This is a genomic window from Streptomyces sp. NPDC056373 (assembly GCF_042262425.1).
Classification (GTDB): Bacteria; Actinomycetota; Actinomycetes; order Streptomycetales; family Streptomycetaceae; genus Streptomyces.
In genome coordinates this window covers 464,453-483,170 of the sequence record NZ_JBHJPX010000002.1, presented here as the reverse complement: position 1 = coordinate 483,170, position 18,718 = coordinate 464,453, and the positions used below count along the sequence as shown (strand labels likewise).

Sequence of the window (18,718 nt, the reverse complement as noted above, 5' to 3'; positions counted from 1 at the left end):
CAATTTCTGCGACGGGATGGATTCCGATGGGCTTCAACGCCATAACAGCGAGCGTATTCTTGACAAGACTTCGCCCACCACGTTGTTAAGTGGTGGGCGAAATACGCTGGTAGACCCGGAGGAAACCGGCCGCGTCCGGTTCAGTCGCGGCTGCCGATTGCCGCCGAGGGCTGTGTGCGCAGCGCCATGCGGGCCGTCAGCAGCGTCGTCCCGACTGTCAGGACGAGCGCCGCACCTGCGACGGCCAGCACGATCGACGGCGGACCCGAGGGCAGCGACCGGGCGAGCACGGCCTGGCTCAGCGGCACCAGCGTCAGCACGGCGACCAGCATGCCGAGAGCCAGACCGGCCAGAGCGGTCAGCAGCGCCTCCACCGTCATCATCCGCATCACCTGGCCCTTCGTGGCCCCGACCAGGCGCTGCAGGGTGAACTCGCGACGCCGTTCGCCGGTCGCCATCACCAAGGAGTTCACCAGGGCGATGACCGAGTATCCGACGACCATGGCGACCAGGAGGTACGCCACCCAGGTCTGGGTGTCGTTCTGCTCGGCCGAGGCGGTGACCAGGTCGGCCCGGTCGGCCGCACGCAGTCCGGGCGACGGGGCGCCGGGGCCCGTGAGTTCGGCGGCAAGCCGCTCGGCGGCGGTACCGGGGGCCGCCGCGACCAGGATCTGCGGCACCGCGCCGTCGGTGGTGTGCGCGGCCACCACGGAGGCGGGCATCAGCGCCGCACCGTATCCGCGTTGGTTCCCCACCGTCGCCACCAGGCGGGGCTCGACCACGGTGCCGTCACCCATGCGCATGGGAATCCGCTCACCGATCCGGTGTCCCCCGGCGGAGGACTCGGGCAGTGCCACGGTGTCCCCGGTCAGATCGGCGAGGTCGCCGCTCACCGTACGGATGGCCGTGGTGCGCTCGATGCCCGTCCCGGTGACTCCGGTGATCTGCACGCGGTCACCCTTGGGCCTGCGGCCCTTTCCGTCGTACGCCGCCATCTCGGCCTTGGACGGCTCCAGGAAGCCGGAGCTCGGCACATAGGCGGAGGCGGCCGCCACGCCGGGCTCCTTGCCGATGTCGCCGGCCAGCGAGGCGGACATCCCGCCGGTCACCGAGGTGAGGACGAGGTCGGCCCGGAGGTTGTCCTCGAACGCCTGCTGGGCGCCCTGGTTCTGGGTCGTCTGCAGGTAGATGAGGGCGGTGGCCAGGCCGGTGGCGAGCATGACCGGCATGACGGCTCCGGCCAGCCGGGCCGCCCGGGCCTTGGCGTTGAGCAGGGCCAGCTGACCCGAGAAGCCGGTGACCGCGCGCAGCGGCCAGTGCAGCAGGGCCGTCATGATCCGGCTCAGGTTGGGACCCAGCAGGCCGAAGCCGGCGGTCCACAGCATCGCGGCCGGCGAGGCCGTACTGCTCGCCGTCGGGCCGTCGAGGTTCGCCGTGACGGCCGCCAGGACGGTGCCGCCGGCCAGACAGAGCACGGCGAAGAGCAGCCGGATCCAGTTGAGCCGGCGACGCTGCAGGGACGCCTCGGCCAGCGCCTCGGTCGGGCGGGTGCGGGATGCGGCACGGGCCGCGATCCAGGCCGCCCCGAGGGCGGTCACCAGCCCCGCCCCGGCGCCCACGATCATCGGGACCCCGCCGGCACGGTGCATCAGTACGTCCGGCACCACACCCGCGTCGACGAACCGGCCGAGCAGCCACTGCCCCAGACGGGGTCCGGGCACGCAGGCCAGTGCGGTGGCGAACACGGCGATGGTGAACGTCTCGGCGAGCACCATCCGCCGGACCTGGCCGGGCGTCGAGCCGATCGCGCGCAGCAGGGCCATCTGCCGCTGCCGCTGCTGCAGGGACAGACCGAGTGTGCTGGCCACCACGAACACCGTGACCATCACGGACATGGCACCGAACACGGCCGACAGGGACACCAGGTTCTTGCCCTCGGTCACGACCTCGGGGAACTCGGCGCGGCCGCGCTCGTCACCGGTCAGCACCGAGACGGGGGCGTCGGCGAAGGCGGCGGAGAGCGCGGCCCGCACCTCGCCGGTGTCGGCGCCGGGGCGGGTGAGGATGCCGATGGAGTCGACCTTGTCCTGCTGCGGGGCGTGCCGGGCGGCGTCGTCGTTCGCGAGGAACAGCGTCCCGGCCTCGCCCGGTCCGCTGACCAGCCCGGTCACCCGGTACGTGGCCAGGGTGCCGTCCAGACCGAGGGTGATGCGGTCGCCCGCCTTGGCGCCCGTCCGGGCGGCGAGCCGCGCGTCGAGCGCGACCTGGCCCGCGGCGTCCGGTGCGCCGCCCTGGACCAGGCGGTACGACCCCAGCCGGGCGGAGTCCCAGCCGTGACCGGTGGCCGGGACGGTGCCCTTGCCGCCGGCCGGGGCGACCACGGCGGGGATGGAGACGTCCGGCACGGCCGCCTGGACGCCCGGCACGGCCGCAGCCTTGGACACGTCGGCGGTGGAGAGCCGGACCCGCTCGCGGAAGACCTTGTTGGATTCGGGGTAGCCCTGGTCCCCGGTGAGGACGATCGGTGCGGCCTGCAGCCGTTGCGGCTCGGCCAGTCCCCGCACCCCGGTCTCCAGCAGCCCACCGCACGCGATCACGATGGTGGCGCCGAAGAAGAGCGCGATGAACGAGGCGACGAAGCCGCCCTTGTGGAACTTCAGGGAACGTAGCGCGAGCCCGATCACCGGGCCGCTCCGTACTGCCCGTCGGCCGCCGTGCGCTCCTCGGCCCAGGCTCCGAGGTGGGTCATGCGCTCGGCGACCATGTCGGCGGTCGGGCGCTCCAGCGAGTCGACGATCTTGCCGTCGGCGAGGAAGAGGGTGCGGTCCGCGTGCGCGGCGGCCATCGGGTCGTGGGTGACCATCACGATGGTCTGTCCGGACCACTGGACGGCCTCGCGCAGCAGCCCGAGGACCTCGCGAGCGGTCCGGGTGTCCAGCGCTCCGGTCGGTTCGTCGCCGAAGACCACGGCGGGACGTGTGACGAGTGCGCGGGCGATGGCCACGCGCTGCTGCTGGCCGCCGGAGAGCTCACCGGGACGGTGCTTCTGCCGCGAGGCGAGGCCGACGCGCTCGATGACCTCGTCGACCTCGGCGGCCCTGGGCCGCTGTCCCGCCAGGCGCAGGGGCAGGGTGACGTTGTCCCGTACGTTCAGCGCGGGCATCAGGTTGAACGCCTGGAAGACGAAGCCGACGCGTTCGCGCCGAAGTTTGGTCAGGGCCTTTTCCTTGAGCCCGGCAAGCTCCACGCCGTCGAGCCGGACGGATCCGGACGTCGGCCGGTCCAGTCCCGCGGCGCAGTGCAGGAAGGTGCTCTTGCCGGAGCCGGACGGTCCCATCACCGCGGTGAAGGTTCCCCTGCGCAGGTGGATGCTGACACCGTCGAGAGCGGCCACTTTGTTCTTGCCGCCGCCGTAGACCTTGTGCACCGAGTCCAGTTGGACGACGACGTCAGATAACCCGGCTTGTGTTCGGTTCATGGGATTCCCCGTTCTCTGAGGGTTCTGAGGGGGCGCCGGCGCGACGGGCGCCCGGCATGGTGGAGAGGGGGCCGGGGCCGTCGAGCACGCCCTTGGCCCGCGCGAGAGGGTCGCGCGGCGGGCGGAGTACCGCCTGGGCCACCGTCAGGTGCAGTCGGGCGGTGGCCATGAGGAGCCGCGCGGCGAAGGGAAGCAGGACCAGCGCGAGGAGCGCCAGGATTGCCGCCCCGGGCAGGGTGTGGACCCAGCCGAGCGTGCCGTCCGGGCCCATGGGGCCGCCCGAGACGTCCACAGCCGCGTACCACAGGGGCAGCGTGACGCAGCCGAGGGACACCAGCCAGACGAGCAGCGCGAAGAGATCCAGGACCAGCAGCGGAGGAAAGAGGAGTACGAGGTAGGCGCAGTCGCGGGCGAACGCCGGATCGGTGCAGCGGGTCACGAGGTGGGCGGGCAGACCGGCCTCGATGACCTCGTTGTACCGGTAGGGGATCGGCCGGTCGACGAGTGTGGCGCGGCCCCGCTCGACCTGCGCACAGCTCCTGACCACCCACACCGAGCCGATGATCAGCGGCAGGGTCACCGTGAACTGGCTCAGCACCACGCCGCTCACCAGGGCGGCCGTCGCCACGGCGAACAGGGCGCCCCCGACCAAGGGGTAGCTCGCGAGATAGCCGGCGGCGAGCCAGGGGGCGGCGGACAGCGGAAGTCTGATCGAAGAGGCCGGAGGGCGCAGGCGGCTGGGGACCGGCCTGCTCACTCGATCCTCCGGAGCATGTCGTCGATCGAGCTCACCCGGGCCTTCAGCTCGGCCAGTTCGGCCCGCAGAGCCCCCTGGTGGGCGACGGCCTCTTCGGCGAGCTTGCGGTACGAGGCCATCGCCACCGCGTCGGCGCGGTGGCGCTGCAGTCTGAAGTGCGAGACCACCGCCGCCGTGATACCTCCGACGACGATCAAGACGATGGCGATGGCGACAACGGCGCCGGTCATGTCCGGGTCCCCCTCATAACGTTCTAACCTTCCTCATCGGCAGGCTCATCCACTTCGCCTGCCTGCTGCTCGTCCGCCTGCAGGGCGTCCAGAATCGTCTGCACGTTGAGGTGCAGATCGAACGGCACCAGCTCGAAGTACTTCAGAGCCTTGCCGTCGTCGGAGAGTTCCAGGTGCCCGGCGACCAGGCCGGCCTTCTCCAGACGCTCGAGATGCATGTACAGCAGGGGGCGGGACATGCCCAGCTGCCGGGCCAGTTCACTGACGTACATACGGCCGTCGGCAAGGCCTGCGATGGCCCGGAGCCTCTGGGTATGGCCAACGGCGGAGAGTAAGGCGAGGAGCTCCTCGCTGGTCAACGCCCACCTCCCAGCGCAACGGACTGTATGTGTAAGTCAAATCTTACACATGCCAGAAGAGCAGTCAAACATGGCCGGGAGACAGCGCGCAGGCCAGCACGAGGCCGTCCCGCACGAGCCACCGGCCGGCGAACTCCCTTTCGGCAGAACTCTGTTGAGCGGGCACCGACGCGAGGACGCGAGCATGGAAGGTGCCGTCGGACTCCGGCGAGATCACCGCCCCGTCGAAGCCGAGCCAGACGTGCGTCGCGGGGAACCAGGCCTTGTACACGGCTTCCTTGGCACAGAACAGCAACCGGTCCCAATGGACTTCGGGAAAGCGGCGAGCCAGCCGTCCGACGCGTGCGAGCTCCTCCGGCAGCGCGATGAACTCCAGCACGCCCTCGGGCAGCGGGGCATGGGGCTCGGCGTCGATGCCGAGGGTGCGTACGTCGGACCGGCGCGCCGCGACCGCGGCCCGGTACCCCGCGCAGTGGGTCATGCTGCCGACGACTCCGTCGGGCCACCGGGGGGCGCCGCCCGCGCCCGGCGGCAGCGGTGCCGGTGCGAACCCCAGTCCGCCCAGCGCCCGCCGTGCGCAGTGACGCACCGTCGTGTACTCCCGGCGGCGCGCCCCGCCGACCTCTCCCAGCGCGGTCTCCTCCTCGGGGAACAGCCACGCGTCCGCGGCGTCCCAGAAGGACTCGCCGCTCGTCACGGCCGCGGGAAGTATCTCGTCGATCATGCGAGCCGCCTGTTGCAGGGGTTCTACCGGGACAGTGGTGCAGGGGTTCTACCGGGACTACCGGGACAGTGACGCAGGGGTGCTACCGGGACAGTGAGGAGCGCTTCGGCACGCTTCGCGCCCCGCCCGCGCCGGCATGCTCGTCAGGGAGGGGCACGGGTGCGGGCTCGAGGGCGTCCGGCCCGAGCAGCCGCAGCAGGGGCCGCGTGACGATCGTCGTGGCGAGCGCGACGACGGTGAGGATGGCGAGCAACCGCTCGTCGATGACACCTGCCTGGTAACCGATCTGCAGGATGACGAGTTCGGTCAGGCCACGGGTGTTGAGCAGCACGCCCAGGATGAGCGCCGGCCGCGGCCGCATTCCGGTGAGCACACCGGACAGCGCCGGCCCGCACACCTTGGTGGCGACGGCCAGGAAGAGCAGGGTGGTCAGGGCCAGCACGGAGGCCTCGTCGAAGCGCAGCGACCCGAGATCGATGGTGAGCCCGAACCCGAAGAAGAAGAACGGCAGCAACACGGTCCTGGACGTGCCGGCCAGTCGCTCCGCCACCCGGGCCAGGCGGGCGTTGCCCGACGGCCAGGCCAGCCCCGCCAGCAGCGCCCCGATCAACTGGTGCACGCCGACGAGCGAGGTGAGGGTGGCCGTCGCGGCGACACCGCCCGCCAGCACGACCATGATCGTGGCATCCCCGCCGGCGGGCTCACCGGAGGCTGCCCGGGAGCGGCTCCAGCGGGCCAGCCCACTGCGCAGCGGGCCGAGGAAGACGACCGTGAGCGCGACGACGAACAGACCGTTCCACAGCACACCCGCGGGGCTGCCCCCATGCACGACCGCAAGGATCGCGGTGAGCACCAGCCACACCGCGCCGTCCCCGAGTGCGGAGGCGAACAGGCTCAACTGCCCCTGACGCGTGTGGGTGAGCCGCAGGTCGGTGAGGATGCGGGCCAGCACGGGCAGCGCCGTCACGCTCAGCGCGCACCCGACGAACAGCACGAAGGCCGTCGGGTCACCCGCCGGGCCCGTGAAGTCGTCCACGAGGGCCACAGCCGCGACGGTGCCGGCCGCGAACGGAATCAGCAGGGAGGCCTGGCTCACGAACAGCATCTGCGGTCCTACGCCCCGCAGCGGCATCCCGGCCAGTTCTCGCCCCACACCGAACATGAAGAAGACCAGACCGACTTGAGCCAGGCCGTCCAGCATGGGCAGCGTCTCGGTGGGGAACAGCCAGTCCTTCGCCTCCGGCGCGAACCGCCCCAGCAACGTCGGCCCCATGGCCAGTCCCACACAGATCTCGCCGATCACCCGCGGCTGTCCGAGCCGTTCGGCCAGCCGGCCGCCCACCACGGCAGCGAGCAGGATGGCCGCGACCGCGAGGAAGAAGTGCCCACCCTTGTCGAGCCGGGCCGTCTCGTGCAACGCCTCCCGGCCCGGCGGCTTCGCCGTGACGACCGCCAGCGCGGCCCACACGATCACCGCCAGAGGCACCACGACCATCACGGCCGCGGCCGGCCATCGGCCATTTCTCGCCTGCACGTACGTCCCCCAGTGATCGAGTGTGGAACGCGGCCGGCCGGGTCACGGGCAGCCGTCGTCGGTCTGCCGGCCGCGCCTACCGGCTTCGCGTCTCATCCGGCGCGATGTGCGCCTCCCGTACCAGCTCGTACGGTGGCGCGTCCGTCAGATAGAAATGTCCGCCGGGCACCGTCCACTGACGGAACGTCCCCTCGGTCAGGCTCGCCCATTGCGCCGCCTGCTCCGTGGTCACGCGGCGGTCCTCCGCCCCCGCCACGGCCGTGACGGGACAGCCGAGCAGCGCACCGGGGCGGTGTTCATAGCTGCCGAGCAACCGGAAATCGGCCTGGATGTAGGGCAGGATCAGCTCACGGAACATCGGTTGATCCAGCAGTTCGGCATCGGTGCCGCCCAGGGCCGTGAGCGCGGCGATGACGCTCTCCTCGCTCGCCCCGGCCGCCCGGGCCTCGGAGCGGGCCAGACTGCTCGCGGCGGCACCCGACACGAACAGGTGAGCCGGCCGGGCGCCTTCGGCCTCCAGGGCCCTGGCGGTCTCGTACGCCACCACCGCGCCCATGCTGTGTCCGAACAGCACCGTGGGCCGGTCCATCAGTGGTCTGACGGCCTCGGCGATCTCACCCGCCATCGCCACCAGGTCGGTGGCCGTCGGTTCCCCGAACCGGTCCGCCCGGCCCGGATAGCAGACCGCGTGCACCTCGAACTCCGGCAGCCCTTTGCGCCAGTCCCGGAAGAAGTACGACGACCCGCCGGCATGCGGGAAGCAGACCAGCCGCTTCGCGGCGAACGGCCGGGGTTCGCTGCATTCTGTCCAGGACATCAAGAGCCTCCTGCTCGCCGCCTGCCGACCGTGTTCGGCACCCGTGCGGATCCGGCTCCATTGCAACAGCCCGCCACTGACAACCGGCTGACACCGATTCCACTTCGGGGACCCCGTTCCAGCGCCCGGCGCGCCGGGCACCGCTCGACGGTGGCCGGCCAGTCAGCCCTCCCTCCGGACCGTCGTATCCGCGGCCTGTCACCCCCGCCTCCGGACCGCCGTATCCCCGGCCGTTCAGCACCCCGGACCGCCGTATCAGCCATCCGTCAGCGCCCCGGCGCAGCATGAGCGGCGGACGACAACGGCCCACGACCGATCTCGCGGTCGCACCCCCGATGAGGACACCGAGGAGACGCATGCCCGCATCTTCCAGCTCGACCCGGCCCGCCGGCACAGGCGCACCGGGCCGCACCGGCGCCCCCGCAGCGGGGAGCGGCACGCGAGCCGTCCCCGGCCTCGGTCTGCGGGACCAGCTGGCCGGGCTGCGCGCGATACGCAAGGACCAGGTGGCGTTCCTCAACCGGGCGATCCACAAGCACGGCGACGTCTTCCGGCTGCGTCTGCTCGGCAATTCGCTGGTCATGCTCAACCACCCCGACCACGTCCAGCGCGTCCTCATCGAGAACAGGGAGAACTACGACAAGGAGAACTTCCTGTACCGGACGGTGCGTCCGGTCCTGCGCAACGGACTGATCGGCGCGGTGGGCGGCGAGTCCTGGCACCGTCAGCGCCGCCTCATGCAACCGTCGTTCCACCGGCCGAAGATCGCGGCCTTCGCCGACACGATGAGCGACGAGACCGACGCCATGCTGCGGAGGTGGGAGCAGCGCTACCAGGACGGCGACGTGGTGCCCGTCGTGCCGGACGTCGGCCACACCGCACTGCGCATCGTCACGCGGAACCTCTTCGGCGCCGATGTGGGCCCCACCACCGAGGCCATCGAGCAGGACTTCATCTACGCGAACCACATCATGGGGGACTTCTTCCGTTTCCCCTTCCCACCGCTGCACTGGCCGACCCCGAGCCACCTCCGGCTGCGCAGACTGATCGAGAACCTGCACAACTTCGTGGCCGACATGATCGAGCAGCGCGAGGTCCGCGGCGACACCAGCCTCAACCTGCTCGGCATCCTCGCCGACGCCGTCGACGAGGACACCGGCCGGCACATGGACAAGGTGCAGCTGCAGCACGAGGTCGTCAACATCATGGTCGGCGGCTACGAGACCACCACCGGCGCCGCGTCCTTCCTGCTCTACCTGATCGCGCAGCATCCCGAGATCCAGGAGCGCATGCACGACGAGGTGGCGGAGGTACTGGACGGAGGGAAGCCGGACTTCGCCGCCGTGGCGCGGCTGAAGTACACGCGCATGGTCCTCGACGAGACGCTGCGGCTGCGCGGCCCGGCCTGGCAGACCATGCGCCGAGCCGTGGGGCCGGACACCATGGGCGACTTCGCCATCGAGCCGAACAGCGGGATCTACATCAACTTCTACACCATGCACCGCCACCGGGAGTTCTGGCCGGATCCGGAACGGTTCGACCCTGAGCGCTTCACACCCGAGGCCGTGGCCGGGCGGCCGAAGAGCGCGTACATGCCGTTCGGCGCCGGCCCGCGCATCTGCATCGGCAAGCACTTCGCCCTGACCGAACTCGTCATCATCGCCGCCATGATCGTGCAGAAGTACCGTCTGCGGCTGCCGGAAGGACATCCGCCGGTGGGTATGGAGCAGTTGGTGACGCTGCGGCCGAAGCACGACGTGCTGCTGCGCCTGGAACGCCGATGAGCGCCGCAACGGAGGCCCCGGAGGGACTGCACCGCGCGTTCCGCGACCTGCCGCCCCAACTGAACCCGCACGCGGACGCCGCCGTCTCACACCTGCGCGCATGGACGGAGCGGCACGGCCTGATCGGCACCACAACGGCGAGGGAACGGTTCGACCGGGCCGACTTCGGCACGTTCGCCGCGGCCACCTACCCCACGGCCGACGAGCGGGGCCTGTGCCTGATCGCCGACTGGTTCGCGTGGCTCTTCCTCCTGGACGACCAGCTCGACGACGGGGCCCTCGGCAAGGACCCGCACAGGACCGGCGAACTGATGACCCAGATCTTCGATGTCCTCGCCGGCGACGGCAACGCCCCACCCGCACGGGCACCGTCCATCGTCACCTCACTCGCCGACCTGTGGCACCGGACCGAGGCGTCGCCCCGGTGGCGCGCCCGGTTCGTCGAACACGTCATCGCCGGGGGTCTCGCGGCCCGCTGGGAGGCGGACAACCGGGCGCGGGGTGCGATCCCCGACGTCCCCTCCTACGTGGAGAACCGCCGGCACACGGGAGCGATCTACGTGTGCATGGACCTGATCGAGGTCGTCGAGCGGATCGACCTGCCCGCGGACGTGTACGACAGTGAGCCGTTCGCCCGGGCGTTGCGCGCGGCCTGCGACGTGGTCTGCTGGACCAACGACGTGTACTCGCTGGACAAGGAGACCGCGCTCGGCGAGTACCACAACCTCGTCACCGTCGTGCAGCACGCCCACGCGCTGACCACCGCCCAGGCGATCGACCGGGTGACCGGCCTGATCACCGACGAGGTCGAATCGTTCGGGAGGTGGGAGGCGGAGGCGCTGCGCTGCCTGCCCGGGCACACCGACCTGCTCGAGCCGTACTTCGCCGGAATGCGCTCCTGGATGCGCGGGAACTTCGACTGGTCCGCGAGAACCCGGCGCTACCGCGACGCGGCGGACGCCGGCCCGGAGACGGTCGACTATCTGGAACTCGCCCTGGTGGACGGGTCCCCGGGCGGTTCGGGAGAGCGGCCATGACGACGACACCGGCCCTCACACCCGTTCTCGAAGCGGGAGTCGCCCAGGCACGGTCCCTCCTCCCCCCGCTGCTGCGGGAGCAGATCGCGACTCTGGGCGACGAGCTCAGCCGGATCTGCGGCTACCAGCTGGGCCTGTGCGACGCGGACGGCACCCCGGTCCACGGCAACGGCGGGAAACTCGTCCGCCCGGCCTTCTCCCTGCTGTGCTCCGACGCGGCAGGCGGTACGCCCGACGACGTGCTGCCCGCCGCTTCGGCGATCGAGCTCCTGCACAACGCCTCCCTGATCCACGACGACATCATGGACGGCGACCGGGCACGACGGCACCGGCCGACGGTCTGGGCCCGGTTCGGGGTACCGCTGGCCCTGCTCGCCGGTGACGCGCTCATCGCCCTCGGCTTCGAGGTGCTCGGCAGCCACCGGCACCCCGCGACCGCCTCGGCGGTCGCCGACCTCGCCCGGACCCTGCGCCACCTGGCGATCGGTCAGGAACAGGATCTGCGCTTCGAACACGAGCAGGGGATCGGCATCGAGGACTCCCTGGCCATGCTCGGCGGGAAGACCGGGGCGCTGCTGGCGTGCGCCTGCCGCATGGGCTCCCGGCACGCGTCCGCACCCCCGGACTGGACGGACCGCTTCGGCCGCTTCGGCATGTACATCGGGGTGGCCTTCCAGCTGGTCGACGACGACCTGGGCATCTGGGGCGACCCAGTGGTGACGGGCAAACCCGCCGGAAGCGATCTGCGAGCCCGCAAGAAGAGCGCGCCGGTGGTGGCGGCGCTGCGGGCAGGCACGGCGGAGTCGGCCCGGCTCGCCCGCTTCTACGCGATGCCCGGTGACCTCACCGACACCCAGGTGATGGTCATGGCCGAGCTCATCGAGGCCGCCGGGGGCCGGGAGTGGGCCCGGGCGGAGGCCGACCGCCGGATCTCGGCGGCCTGGGACCTTCTCGACCCGCTGGACCTCGATCCCACGCCCGCCGCGGCCTGAGCGAGCTCACGGCGGCGCTGACGACACGCAGCCACTGACGACACGCAGCCACTGACTCGGCGCCCGACGCCGGACGGTGCGGTCCGACACGGCCGGCCCCGTCCGACACGGCCGGCCCCGTCGCCGATCCCGGCGACGCCCGGCCGGGGGAGCTGTCATCGCGGTGTCAGCGGTCTCTGCGAGTGTCGTGATGTGACTGAGGTGTCTGAAAAACCGGAGATCCCCGCCCCGAACCTTCCCCGGCTGTGGGAGGGGGGCGAACGCCCGCTGCCCTCCCTGCACGGCGACGAACGTCAAGTCCTGACGGCCCAACTGGACTGGCATCGGACGACGTTCGAGCTCAAGTGTTCGGGCATCGCCCATGAACGACTGTCCGAGAGGAGCGTCGCACCTTCGGAACTGAGCCTGCACGGTCTGCTCCGCCACTTGGCCGACGTGGAGCGCTGGTGGTTTCGCATCCAGTGGGCACAGGAGGACGTTCCGCTCCTGCACCACTCGCCCCAAGACCCCGGACGGGACTTCCGCTGCGTGGACGGCAACACCGAGGAGGCCTTCGCGGCATGGCGGGCGGAGTGCGCCCGCTCCCGCGAGATCGTCACCGCCGAGCCGTCCCTGGACCGGACCGTGCCTCACAAACTGACCGGAGACCCCGTCTCGGTCCGGGCCATCCTCTCCCACATGATCGGCGAATACGCCCGCCACAACGGCCACGCCGACCTGCTCCGCGAACGCCTCGACGGAGCGACGGGGCTGTAGGGCGGACCTGCCGGATGGCGAGGAGCTCGCCGCCGCGAGCACGACCGGACACCGAGCGAGGGTGGGAGTCAGCGAACTGCTTTTTCCTTGTCCCGAGGGCGTACCCAAATGCTTGTGAGCCGGACCTCTTCGTCCCGAAGCAACGTGACTGAGCCCCGGCCTTGGGGGCGTACGGTTCTCACCCGCTGCGATGGTCCGCAGGCGTATGCGGTTGTCCGGCGCTGCCCGTGGACGTGGCCACGCAGCAAGACACTCAGCCACATGCCACATGCCACATGCCACATGCCACATGCCACATGCGATCAGGCGCTCAGTACTCCAGCCCTAGATCGCTGGTGCGACGCCCGACCGACCGCGCCTACGGGTGCGTGTCCGTGATCGCGATGACCTCGTCGAGGCGGTCCAGGGCAGCTTGCAAGTCGTCGACCTTGGCCTGGATGCGGTCCCGCTCGGCGCGCAGCATGGCTCGTTGCCCGGCGTCGGTGTGCCCGGAGTCCCAGCACGGAAGGAGCTCCGTGATCCTTCGGCTGGTCAGGCCGGCGGCGAACATCTGCTGGAAGAAGCGGACCAGGGTGACGGCATCCTGCCGGTACAGGCGCTGGCCGGACGGGCTGCGCTCGGCGATGAGCAGCCCCTGCTGCTCGTAGTAGCGCACGGCGCGCACCGATACTCCGGCACCCCGCGCCACCTCGCCGATGCGGATCATCCGCTCGCCCGCGGCTTCCGTGACGGTCATGGCGATTCCTCTCCCCCGGCCCTGATGATCAGCGCTTGCCTCTGACGTTGGCGTCAGGTTTTAGCGTACGGGCATGGACATCACCAACTCAGTTGCCCTTGTCACCGGAGCCAACCGCGGCCTGGGCCGCGCCTTCGCCCAGCGCCTGCTCGAACGGGGCGCCCGCAAGGTCTACGCGACGGCTCGCCGGCCCGAGACCGTGGACCTGCCCGGTGTCGAGGTGCTGCCCCTCGACATCGCCGATCCCGCATCCGTGAGGGCCGCGGCCGAGGCCGCCCCGGACGTCTCGCTGCTCATCAACAACGCGGGAATCAGTACGGGGACCGACCTGGTGACCGGTTCGCTGGACGCGGTGCGGCACGAGCTGGAGACCAACATGTTCGGCCACCTGGGAATGATCCGGGAGTTCGCGCCGGCGCTCGCCAGGAACGGCGGGGGCGCGATCGTCAACGTCCTCTCCGCCATGTCGTGGTTCGGGGGCAGGGGCGCCAATGCCTACCACCTGACCAAGGCCGCCGCCTGGGCCATGACCAACGGCGTCCGCCTGGAACTCGCCGAGCAGGGCACACTCGTGACGGCGGTGCACCTCGGCCTGGCCGACACCGACATGGCCGCGGGCTGGCCCGTGGCCAAGATGGCGCCGTCGGACCTGGCCGACGCGGCGCTCGACGGTGTCGAGGCGAACTCGGCCGAGGTCCTCGCCGACCAGTGGAGTCGGGACGTCAAGTCCCGGCTGCCGCTGACGCCGGAAGAATTCAACGCCGCGATGGGCCGAGCCCTGGCGGCGCTGACAGCGGCATGAGGGGCCCCCTCGGGGTGCGCACTGCCTTCGGTCGGTTGCTTCTGAGCTCGGTCGAGCGAAGAGTCGCTGCATTTCGTTGCAGGTGAGGGCGATCAGTCCGGTGGGGGCGGGGTGTTGTCACGCAGTTAGACACTCATCCCTCACCGTGCCCTACTTTTTGCGACGCTTGCTCACCCTCCTTTTCAGTTCGGCCTGGCCACGCTTCGTCCAGTCACCTTGGTGTAGGTAGCAGCGTGAGGTGCCCTTCAGCGTCTTGTTCTGGCAACGCCTTCCAGCCGTCGTCGGCCAGCCGCACTTGCCTTGCTTCCACTCGCCCACCGTTCGCCCCCCCGGTAGTCCGCTCGAAGACTCGGCCGGCACTCAGCGTGCAGCAGCGTGCAAGCACTGGGTAGGGCGCATAGTCAGCGGTGTGAAAGCTCCATGAGCGCGCGAGTCGGTACAGCACGTCGCACGTGCAGGCCTTCAGTGTTGGTGCCCAGGCCGTATATGAGGTCGTTCACCTGCGTTCATGGTCGGCTTCCCATACGCTACGGCCCACGGCACGCCGCCGTCATGGCCAGGGGGGGGGCATGGTGGAGCAGCTTCAGAGGCTCGTTGTCCGCTACGGCGAATGCGTACAGAAGCCCGTGCGCTTCCGTCCAGGAACGTGGCACCCGCGGTTGGCGCCGCACGGGGCGGCGCATGTACTTGATATCGGTGTCGAATCTGCGAGCGGGCAGGGCGGTGACCGTCTCATCGAGCGGGGCGACTTGGCTCGTCTCCGTGACCAAGTTGGTGACGACCCCAACGGTCTGCGTGACCTGTTCGTGGCTGTCATGATCTGGGGCTCAGGTACCACCAACGGACGTGGACCGCGGTACACCGAAGCGGCCCTGTCCGACCCCCGTCTGCCAAGAGTCCTCCTGGCCACACGCGAAGCGGTCCGAGGCGGAGACCTGAGCGGGGCCTACCGTCAGTTTGTCCTTAAGGGAGTGGGGCGGTCCTTCTTCACCAAGTGGTTCGCGGCCGTAGACGACCGTGAAACCACATGGGATCGAGCCTTGATCCTGGACGACCGGGTCTTTCGCTCGCTGAACGCCCTCGGGTGGTCCAGTTGCAAGGCGGCCAGCACCCACCACTGGCCCACCCGGTATGCCACCTACGTCAGTGCCATGCACGGCTGGGCCTCGTCTCTTGGTGTCACACCGGACTGGCTTGAGTGGCTCCTCTTCCATCTGAACGGTCGCGTAGACGAGACCTGAGCTTGGGAAGCTAAGGTGATTTCGGCTCGCTGCGGGTGCTGACCTGCGACGGAAGCATGTGGCCGCATGGTGGGCGATCCGTTGATTTCCCGGTGCTCCCCGTGGTTCCCCGCAGCGTCTGGCATGGGGGGCCATTGAGGTTCGGCGGGCACGGGCAGAGCGGCTCGGCGGCCCTCACTCCAACCTCTGGTTTGGAAGGCACGCGCGCTAGCCCGGCGACATCGTCAAGAGATCGAGTTGCAAGGGTTCGACTACCTGTCGGCTTTTGGGTCCAGCCTCCACCAACCGCTGCCCTCCGCTATGTTCTGGTGTGCTGTGCTTGCTCCCGTCCTGGGTATGCCCGCAGGGCAGATCGTGGAGAGCTGCAAGCTTGCGTGACTTTCTCATGTCGTGGTGGCGGCGGTTACACCGCATGCCGCTGAGGGGGGAACTATGAATATAAATATGTTCAACACGTGTGAGCATAGAGTTACAGACCTGCCAGAGGATCTGCTCACCGAGTTCCGTAATGACCCGGAGTCGGTCTGGTCTAAGGATGGCTTTCGCATAGCGCGTGTTTTCCGTCACGATCCCGACAAGTCACACCCTTGGTACGTCTCCTCGCTCCAAGCAAGCGACGGGACTCCGGACCGCGAACGGGCGACTCCGAGGCATACCAGCACAGGGGGTTTCAAGTCGCGCGAGGAGGCTTTGTTGGAGGCACGCCGAATCGCAGATGGGGAAATCTGCGGTGTCGAGTATGCGAGCTACCGGCATCGCGACTATCGGCGCACAGAGATCCGTGCATGGCTAATTGAAGACCGTTTCACCGAGAAGCAGAAAGAAATCATGTGTAGGGAATTGAAGCAACTTCTGGACTTTGACGGCCTAGCCGAAACGTGAGTAGTTCCAGTGCACCCGAGGCGGGATTACACCGTGCGGCCGGCGCTCCGTTCGCCCGGTTGGCTCCGTGCCCCTACGCCGAGCTGGGCCGCGAGACCAGGCGATTAGAAGACGCGGGCAGGCCTTGGCGAGTTGGTCCGATCATCCTGGGTCGGCGCCGTGCCGGGTCACCCAGTGCCGTGGCTGTGCGCCGCCGTTGCCGTCAGCGCTGCCGTCACTCGTACTACGTGATTGCCGTGACCTGCACAGGCTCTCTCGCAGACGGCTCGTCGTAGGTCTTTGCCGGCTGGTTCAGCATGCGGTGCCAAAATGGGAATTCTTTCACGGTGTTGTTCGAACAGCGTGGTGAATATAGAGAGCAAAGGCCGTTCCCAGCAATACGAACAGTTCAATTAGCAGGATGGACTGCCGGAACTTTCGGAGGCGCATAACCAATGTCGTATTCTCTTTGGCGAGCACGAAGGCGGTCACGAATGCCACAGGGATAAGGATGACGGTCGCGTCTTTGGCGGTGAGTCCATGAATCTGATCCTCGCCAACCTTTCCTTCAATCGCTCGCCGGATTAGCAAGTAAGTTCCGACTCCCGTGACCGTCATGGCCAGATAGATGAAGAGAGATAGGATTCGATTCAAGCGCAGATGGCATTTAATCCAGATGCGTTTCCTTCGGCCAGCAGTTGAATCGTGACGCAAATAAAGTTCAAAAGTCTTCGCGTGTTCATCCAACTCCTCCGTATCTTTTCTGGCCGATTTTTCGAGTGGCACTCCCTTCTGATCCAGAGCCACACAGTCATGCAGTCGAACGGACGTGTCTGCAGCTTTGATACTAAGATGATTCGTCTCTGCGTCGGCGAACGCAACCATCGTCCACGCCGTTCTGCCGATATGTTCAGCAGTGGGAAATTTCCGTGAGTTTCTATACTCCCTATTCCACTTATGCTGAAAATAGATGGATCGCGTCTCCTTTACGGTAATAATGAATGGCTCAGCTGTCGGAATTTTACATCGGGCAAATGCGGTCCACTGGCTCCCAAAAGCGGCATAGGTTGAGAGCAATGCAGAGGCGGCCCTTGCGCGATTCTTGGATTCATCTGTACTAGCGTGACATTTTCGAGCGTGGGCATCGTGTAGCAGCAGGTAGAGGGACTTGAGTCGCTGGCTGCAGAGTTCCTCGTCTGCGTCGCCTCTCCCCAGGCGTGCCATCTCCCTAGCCATTTGAGGTAGAGCGATCAACGGATATGCCGCACCGCTTAGATGATCCTCCATCGTTTCCTGGAGGACATATTCCTTAATATGTGAAGCGGTATCCCTCCATTCGTCCAGAATGTGCCCCTTGAGCTCAAACGGAAGAAACTCGGTCAAATACTTTTGGAGAGGGTCTCTTTTGCCGATACTTCTCAGGAATGGGTAAATCCATTGTCGAGGGTCAATGGATACCTGGCAGTACTTCTTCCACGTTGCCGCATACTCGCTCGTCGGCAAGAAAAAGATGGCGGCAAGTAGATCGGTGAGATCACTTTCAAAGTTGGCCACATCGATGCCAGCTTCCATGGCTAGCATTTTGATGTATTGCGCCTCCAAATTGGCCCCGATATCGAGTGGAATTCGGTAGACCGGCTCCCCGTTTACCGTGATATGCAGATCAAGGAGTGGAACCTTAGGGAGTTCGATGATTGGAAGGAGTAGTTCAACTTTCCCTTTGTCGTCTGGGTGAAGAAGGTGCGTGTACAAACCGGGCACATATTCCGTATCACCAGGGTGTTTGGCGGCCACCTCTGTAAGGGGTTTGACGTGAATCTCATGCTCCCTAACTGACCACTGTGCGCTCGAAAATTCAATTCGCTCGATGGCTCTCATGCGCCAAGCTGGCAGGTGGTGCAACAGCGTCACGGCCAATTCTTCCTGCATTAGACCACTCCATTACTGAGACACGGGAATACTTTGCCATGGTTACGGAAGAAGAGGGGCAGCGCAGGTGATGCTGGTCCAAACGGGGTTGTTACCCTCTGTTGATCGGTGAAGAGTGAGCCCGCAGTGCCTGAGGCACTGCGGTTGGCGGAACGGCTTTGGGCTGGAGCTGCTTTGGGGCGAGTGATCATGGCCCCGTAAGCTTCCGGCGAGTCGGGCAGTCTGTGGACCTGCCCGTTAAAGCACGACGTTGGGGCCATGATCTTAGAGGCTCGCCCCAAAGTGGCTGCCTAACTGGCTGTTCTCTATCCGCTCGGGTGGTCGGCGGGGTTCGAACAGGGGCCTGGTTCGGGTGAGTCGGCCGGTGCGGACGCATGGAAGAAGGGCCTCTTGGTAGCTCGCGGATGTCGAGTCCAGCGAGGAGCAAGAGGCCCTGTTGTCGAAGTGTCGCGTGGTCATGGTTGCCGGGTCCAGTCCGTCCACTCGCGGGTGTGACTGTCTCGCGCACAGGTTCGGGAACGCGGCCGACCGGCCGGGGCGAACGAGCTGGGCGCCCGGGTGGGTTCTGGCGATGGCTGCAGACTCGACGGGTGAAGGGGCTGGCTCGTGCCGGCCGGCACGAGCAAGGTCGGGAGGGCGGCGCCGCTCAGCCTTCTCGCCCGGACATGCTCGGAGCGGAAG

At 68.0% G+C, this 18,718-nt stretch carries 16 protein-coding genes; 6 read left to right on the top strand and 10 right to left on the bottom strand.

What is annotated here, in order from left to right; translation table 11 throughout:
• Positions 1–140: 140 nt before the first annotated feature.
• From ACFCXS_RS06115 to ACFCXS_RS06080, 8 genes are all read right to left on the bottom strand, one after another.
• Positions 141–2,684 carry an FtsX-like permease family protein gene (locus ACFCXS_RS06115; RefSeq protein WP_376641866.1) on the bottom strand — a complete coding sequence of 848 codons (2,544 nt, stop codon included), beginning with the start codon at positions 2,682–2,684 and terminating at the stop codon, positions 141–143.
• Positions 2,681–3,478, bottom strand: a complete 798-nt coding sequence (locus ACFCXS_RS06110; protein ID WP_376641865.1) for an ABC transporter ATP-binding protein — start codon at positions 3,476–3,478, stop codon at positions 2,681–2,683. Before ACFCXS_RS06110 ends, ACFCXS_RS06115 begins: the two co-directional genes overlap by 4 nt.
• On the bottom strand, positions 3,450–4,235 hold the full coding sequence (locus ACFCXS_RS06105; RefSeq protein WP_376641864.1) for a sensor domain-containing protein: 786 nt from the start codon (positions 4,233–4,235) through the stop codon (positions 3,450–3,452). The genes ACFCXS_RS06110 and ACFCXS_RS06105 overlap by 29 nt, the downstream gene beginning before the upstream one ends.
• Positions 4,232–4,465 (bottom strand): hypothetical protein, encoded by a 234-nt coding sequence (locus tag ACFCXS_RS06100; protein ID WP_376641863.1) that lies wholly within the window; start codon positions 4,463–4,465, stop codon positions 4,232–4,234. The genes ACFCXS_RS06105 and ACFCXS_RS06100 overlap by 4 nt, the downstream gene beginning before the upstream one ends.
• 23 nt (positions 4,466–4,488) lie before the next feature.
• Complete coding sequence (locus ACFCXS_RS06095; protein ID WP_376641862.1) at positions 4,489–4,824, bottom strand: ArsR/SmtB family transcription factor; 336 nt, start codon at positions 4,822–4,824, stop codon at positions 4,489–4,491.
• Positions 4,825–4,888: 64 nt separating this feature from the next.
• Positions 4,889–5,548 (bottom strand): 4'-phosphopantetheinyl transferase, encoded by a 660-nt coding sequence (locus ACFCXS_RS06090; protein ID WP_376641861.1) that lies wholly within the window; start codon positions 5,546–5,548, stop codon positions 4,889–4,891.
• Positions 5,549–5,630: 82 nt separating this feature from the next.
• On the bottom strand, positions 5,631–7,082 hold the full coding sequence (locus tag ACFCXS_RS06085) for a cation:proton antiporter (protein ID WP_376641860.1): 1,452 nt from the start codon (positions 7,080–7,082) through the stop codon (positions 5,631–5,633).
• Between the two features lie 76 nt (positions 7,083–7,158).
• Positions 7,159–7,899, bottom strand: a complete 741-nt coding sequence (locus ACFCXS_RS06080; RefSeq protein ID WP_376641859.1) for a thioesterase II family protein — start codon at positions 7,897–7,899, stop codon at positions 7,159–7,161.
• A 356-nt stretch (positions 7,900–8,255) separates the two neighbouring features.
• Between ACFCXS_RS06080 and ACFCXS_RS06075 the strand changes: the two genes are divergently transcribed.
• The 4 genes from ACFCXS_RS06075 (at position 8,256) to ACFCXS_RS06060 (ending at position 12,468) form a co-directional block, all read left to right on the top strand.
• The gene (locus ACFCXS_RS06075) at positions 8,256–9,683 is read left to right on the top strand and encodes a cytochrome P450 (protein ID WP_376641858.1); all 1,428 of its coding nucleotides are present in this window, start codon (positions 8,256–8,258) and stop codon (positions 9,681–9,683) included.
• On the top strand, positions 9,680–10,720 hold the full coding sequence (locus ACFCXS_RS06070; protein WP_376641857.1) for a terpene cyclase: 1,041 nt from the start codon (positions 9,680–9,682) through the stop codon (positions 10,718–10,720). Before ACFCXS_RS06075 ends, ACFCXS_RS06070 begins: the two co-directional genes overlap by 4 nt.
• Positions 10,717–11,712, top strand: coding sequence for a polyprenyl synthetase family protein (locus ACFCXS_RS06065; protein ID WP_376641856.1), 996 nt, complete (start codon positions 10,717–10,719; stop codon positions 11,710–11,712). The genes ACFCXS_RS06070 and ACFCXS_RS06065 overlap by 4 nt, the downstream gene beginning before the upstream one ends.
• A 201-nt stretch (positions 11,713–11,913) precedes the next feature.
• Positions 11,914–12,468 (top strand): DinB family protein, encoded by a 555-nt coding sequence (locus ACFCXS_RS06060; RefSeq protein WP_376641855.1) that lies wholly within the window; start codon positions 11,914–11,916, stop codon positions 12,466–12,468.
• Positions 12,469–12,826: 358 nt separating this feature from the next.
• Here ACFCXS_RS06060 and ACFCXS_RS06055 read toward each other — a convergent pair whose 3' ends face one another.
• Positions 12,827–13,204, bottom strand: coding sequence for a MerR family transcriptional regulator (locus ACFCXS_RS06055; protein WP_376641854.1), 378 nt, complete (start codon positions 13,202–13,204; stop codon positions 12,827–12,829).
• Between the two features lie 73 nt (positions 13,205–13,277).
• Here ACFCXS_RS06055 and ACFCXS_RS06050 point away from each other — a divergent pair, with 73 nt between their 5' ends.
• Both ACFCXS_RS06050 and ACFCXS_RS06045 read left to right on the top strand, forming a co-directional pair.
• A complete protein-coding gene (locus tag ACFCXS_RS06050; protein ID WP_376641853.1) occupies positions 13,278–14,006 on the top strand; it encodes an SDR family oxidoreductase in 729 nt (242 codons plus the stop codon).
• Positions 14,007–14,575: 569 nt separating this feature from the next.
• Positions 14,576–15,247: a hypothetical protein gene (locus ACFCXS_RS06045; protein WP_376641852.1), complete on the top strand. Its 672-nt coding sequence runs from the start codon at positions 14,576–14,578 to the stop codon at positions 15,245–15,247.
• Between the two features lie 1,203 nt (positions 15,248–16,450).
• Here the strand turns inward: ACFCXS_RS06045 and ACFCXS_RS06040 are convergent.
• Positions 16,451–18,037, bottom strand: a complete 1,587-nt coding sequence (locus ACFCXS_RS06040; protein WP_376641851.1) for a hypothetical protein — start codon at positions 18,035–18,037, stop codon at positions 16,451–16,453.
• Between the last annotated feature and the right edge of the window lie 681 nt (positions 18,038–18,718).

Coding starts and splice junctions, on each gene's coding strand:
- ACFCXS_RS06110 (WP_376641865.1), bottom strand. CDS start 3,478: ATGAACCGAACACAAGCCGGGTTATCTGACGTCGTCGTCCAACTGGAC.
- ACFCXS_RS06100 (WP_376641863.1), bottom strand. CDS start 4,465: ATGACCGGCGCCGTTGTCGCCATCGCCATCGTCTTGATCGTCGTCGGA.
- ACFCXS_RS06090 (WP_376641861.1), bottom strand. CDS start 5,548: ATGATCGACGAGATACTTCCCGCGGCCGTGACGAGCGGCGAGTCCTTC.
- ACFCXS_RS06080 (WP_376641859.1), bottom strand. CDS start 7,899: ATGTCCTGGACAGAATGCAGCGAACCCCGGCCGTTCGCCGCGAAGCGG.
- ACFCXS_RS06075 (WP_376641858.1), top strand. CDS start 8,256: ATGCCCGCATCTTCCAGCTCGACCCGGCCCGCCGGCACAGGCGCACCG.
- ACFCXS_RS06070 (WP_376641857.1), top strand. CDS start 9,680: ATGAGCGCCGCAACGGAGGCCCCGGAGGGACTGCACCGCGCGTTCCGC.
- ACFCXS_RS06065 (WP_376641856.1), top strand. CDS start 10,717: ATGACGACGACACCGGCCCTCACACCCGTTCTCGAAGCGGGAGTCGCC.
- ACFCXS_RS06055 (WP_376641854.1), bottom strand. CDS start 13,204: ATGACCGTCACGGAAGCCGCGGGCGAGCGGATGATCCGCATCGGCGAG.
- ACFCXS_RS06050 (WP_376641853.1), top strand. CDS start 13,278: ATGGACATCACCAACTCAGTTGCCCTTGTCACCGGAGCCAACCGCGGC.
- ACFCXS_RS06045 (WP_376641852.1), top strand. CDS start 14,576: ATGGTGGAGCAGCTTCAGAGGCTCGTTGTCCGCTACGGCGAATGCGTA.
- ACFCXS_RS06040 (WP_376641851.1), bottom strand. CDS start 18,037: ATGCAGGAAGAATTGGCCGTGACGCTGTTGCACCACCTGCCAGCTTGG.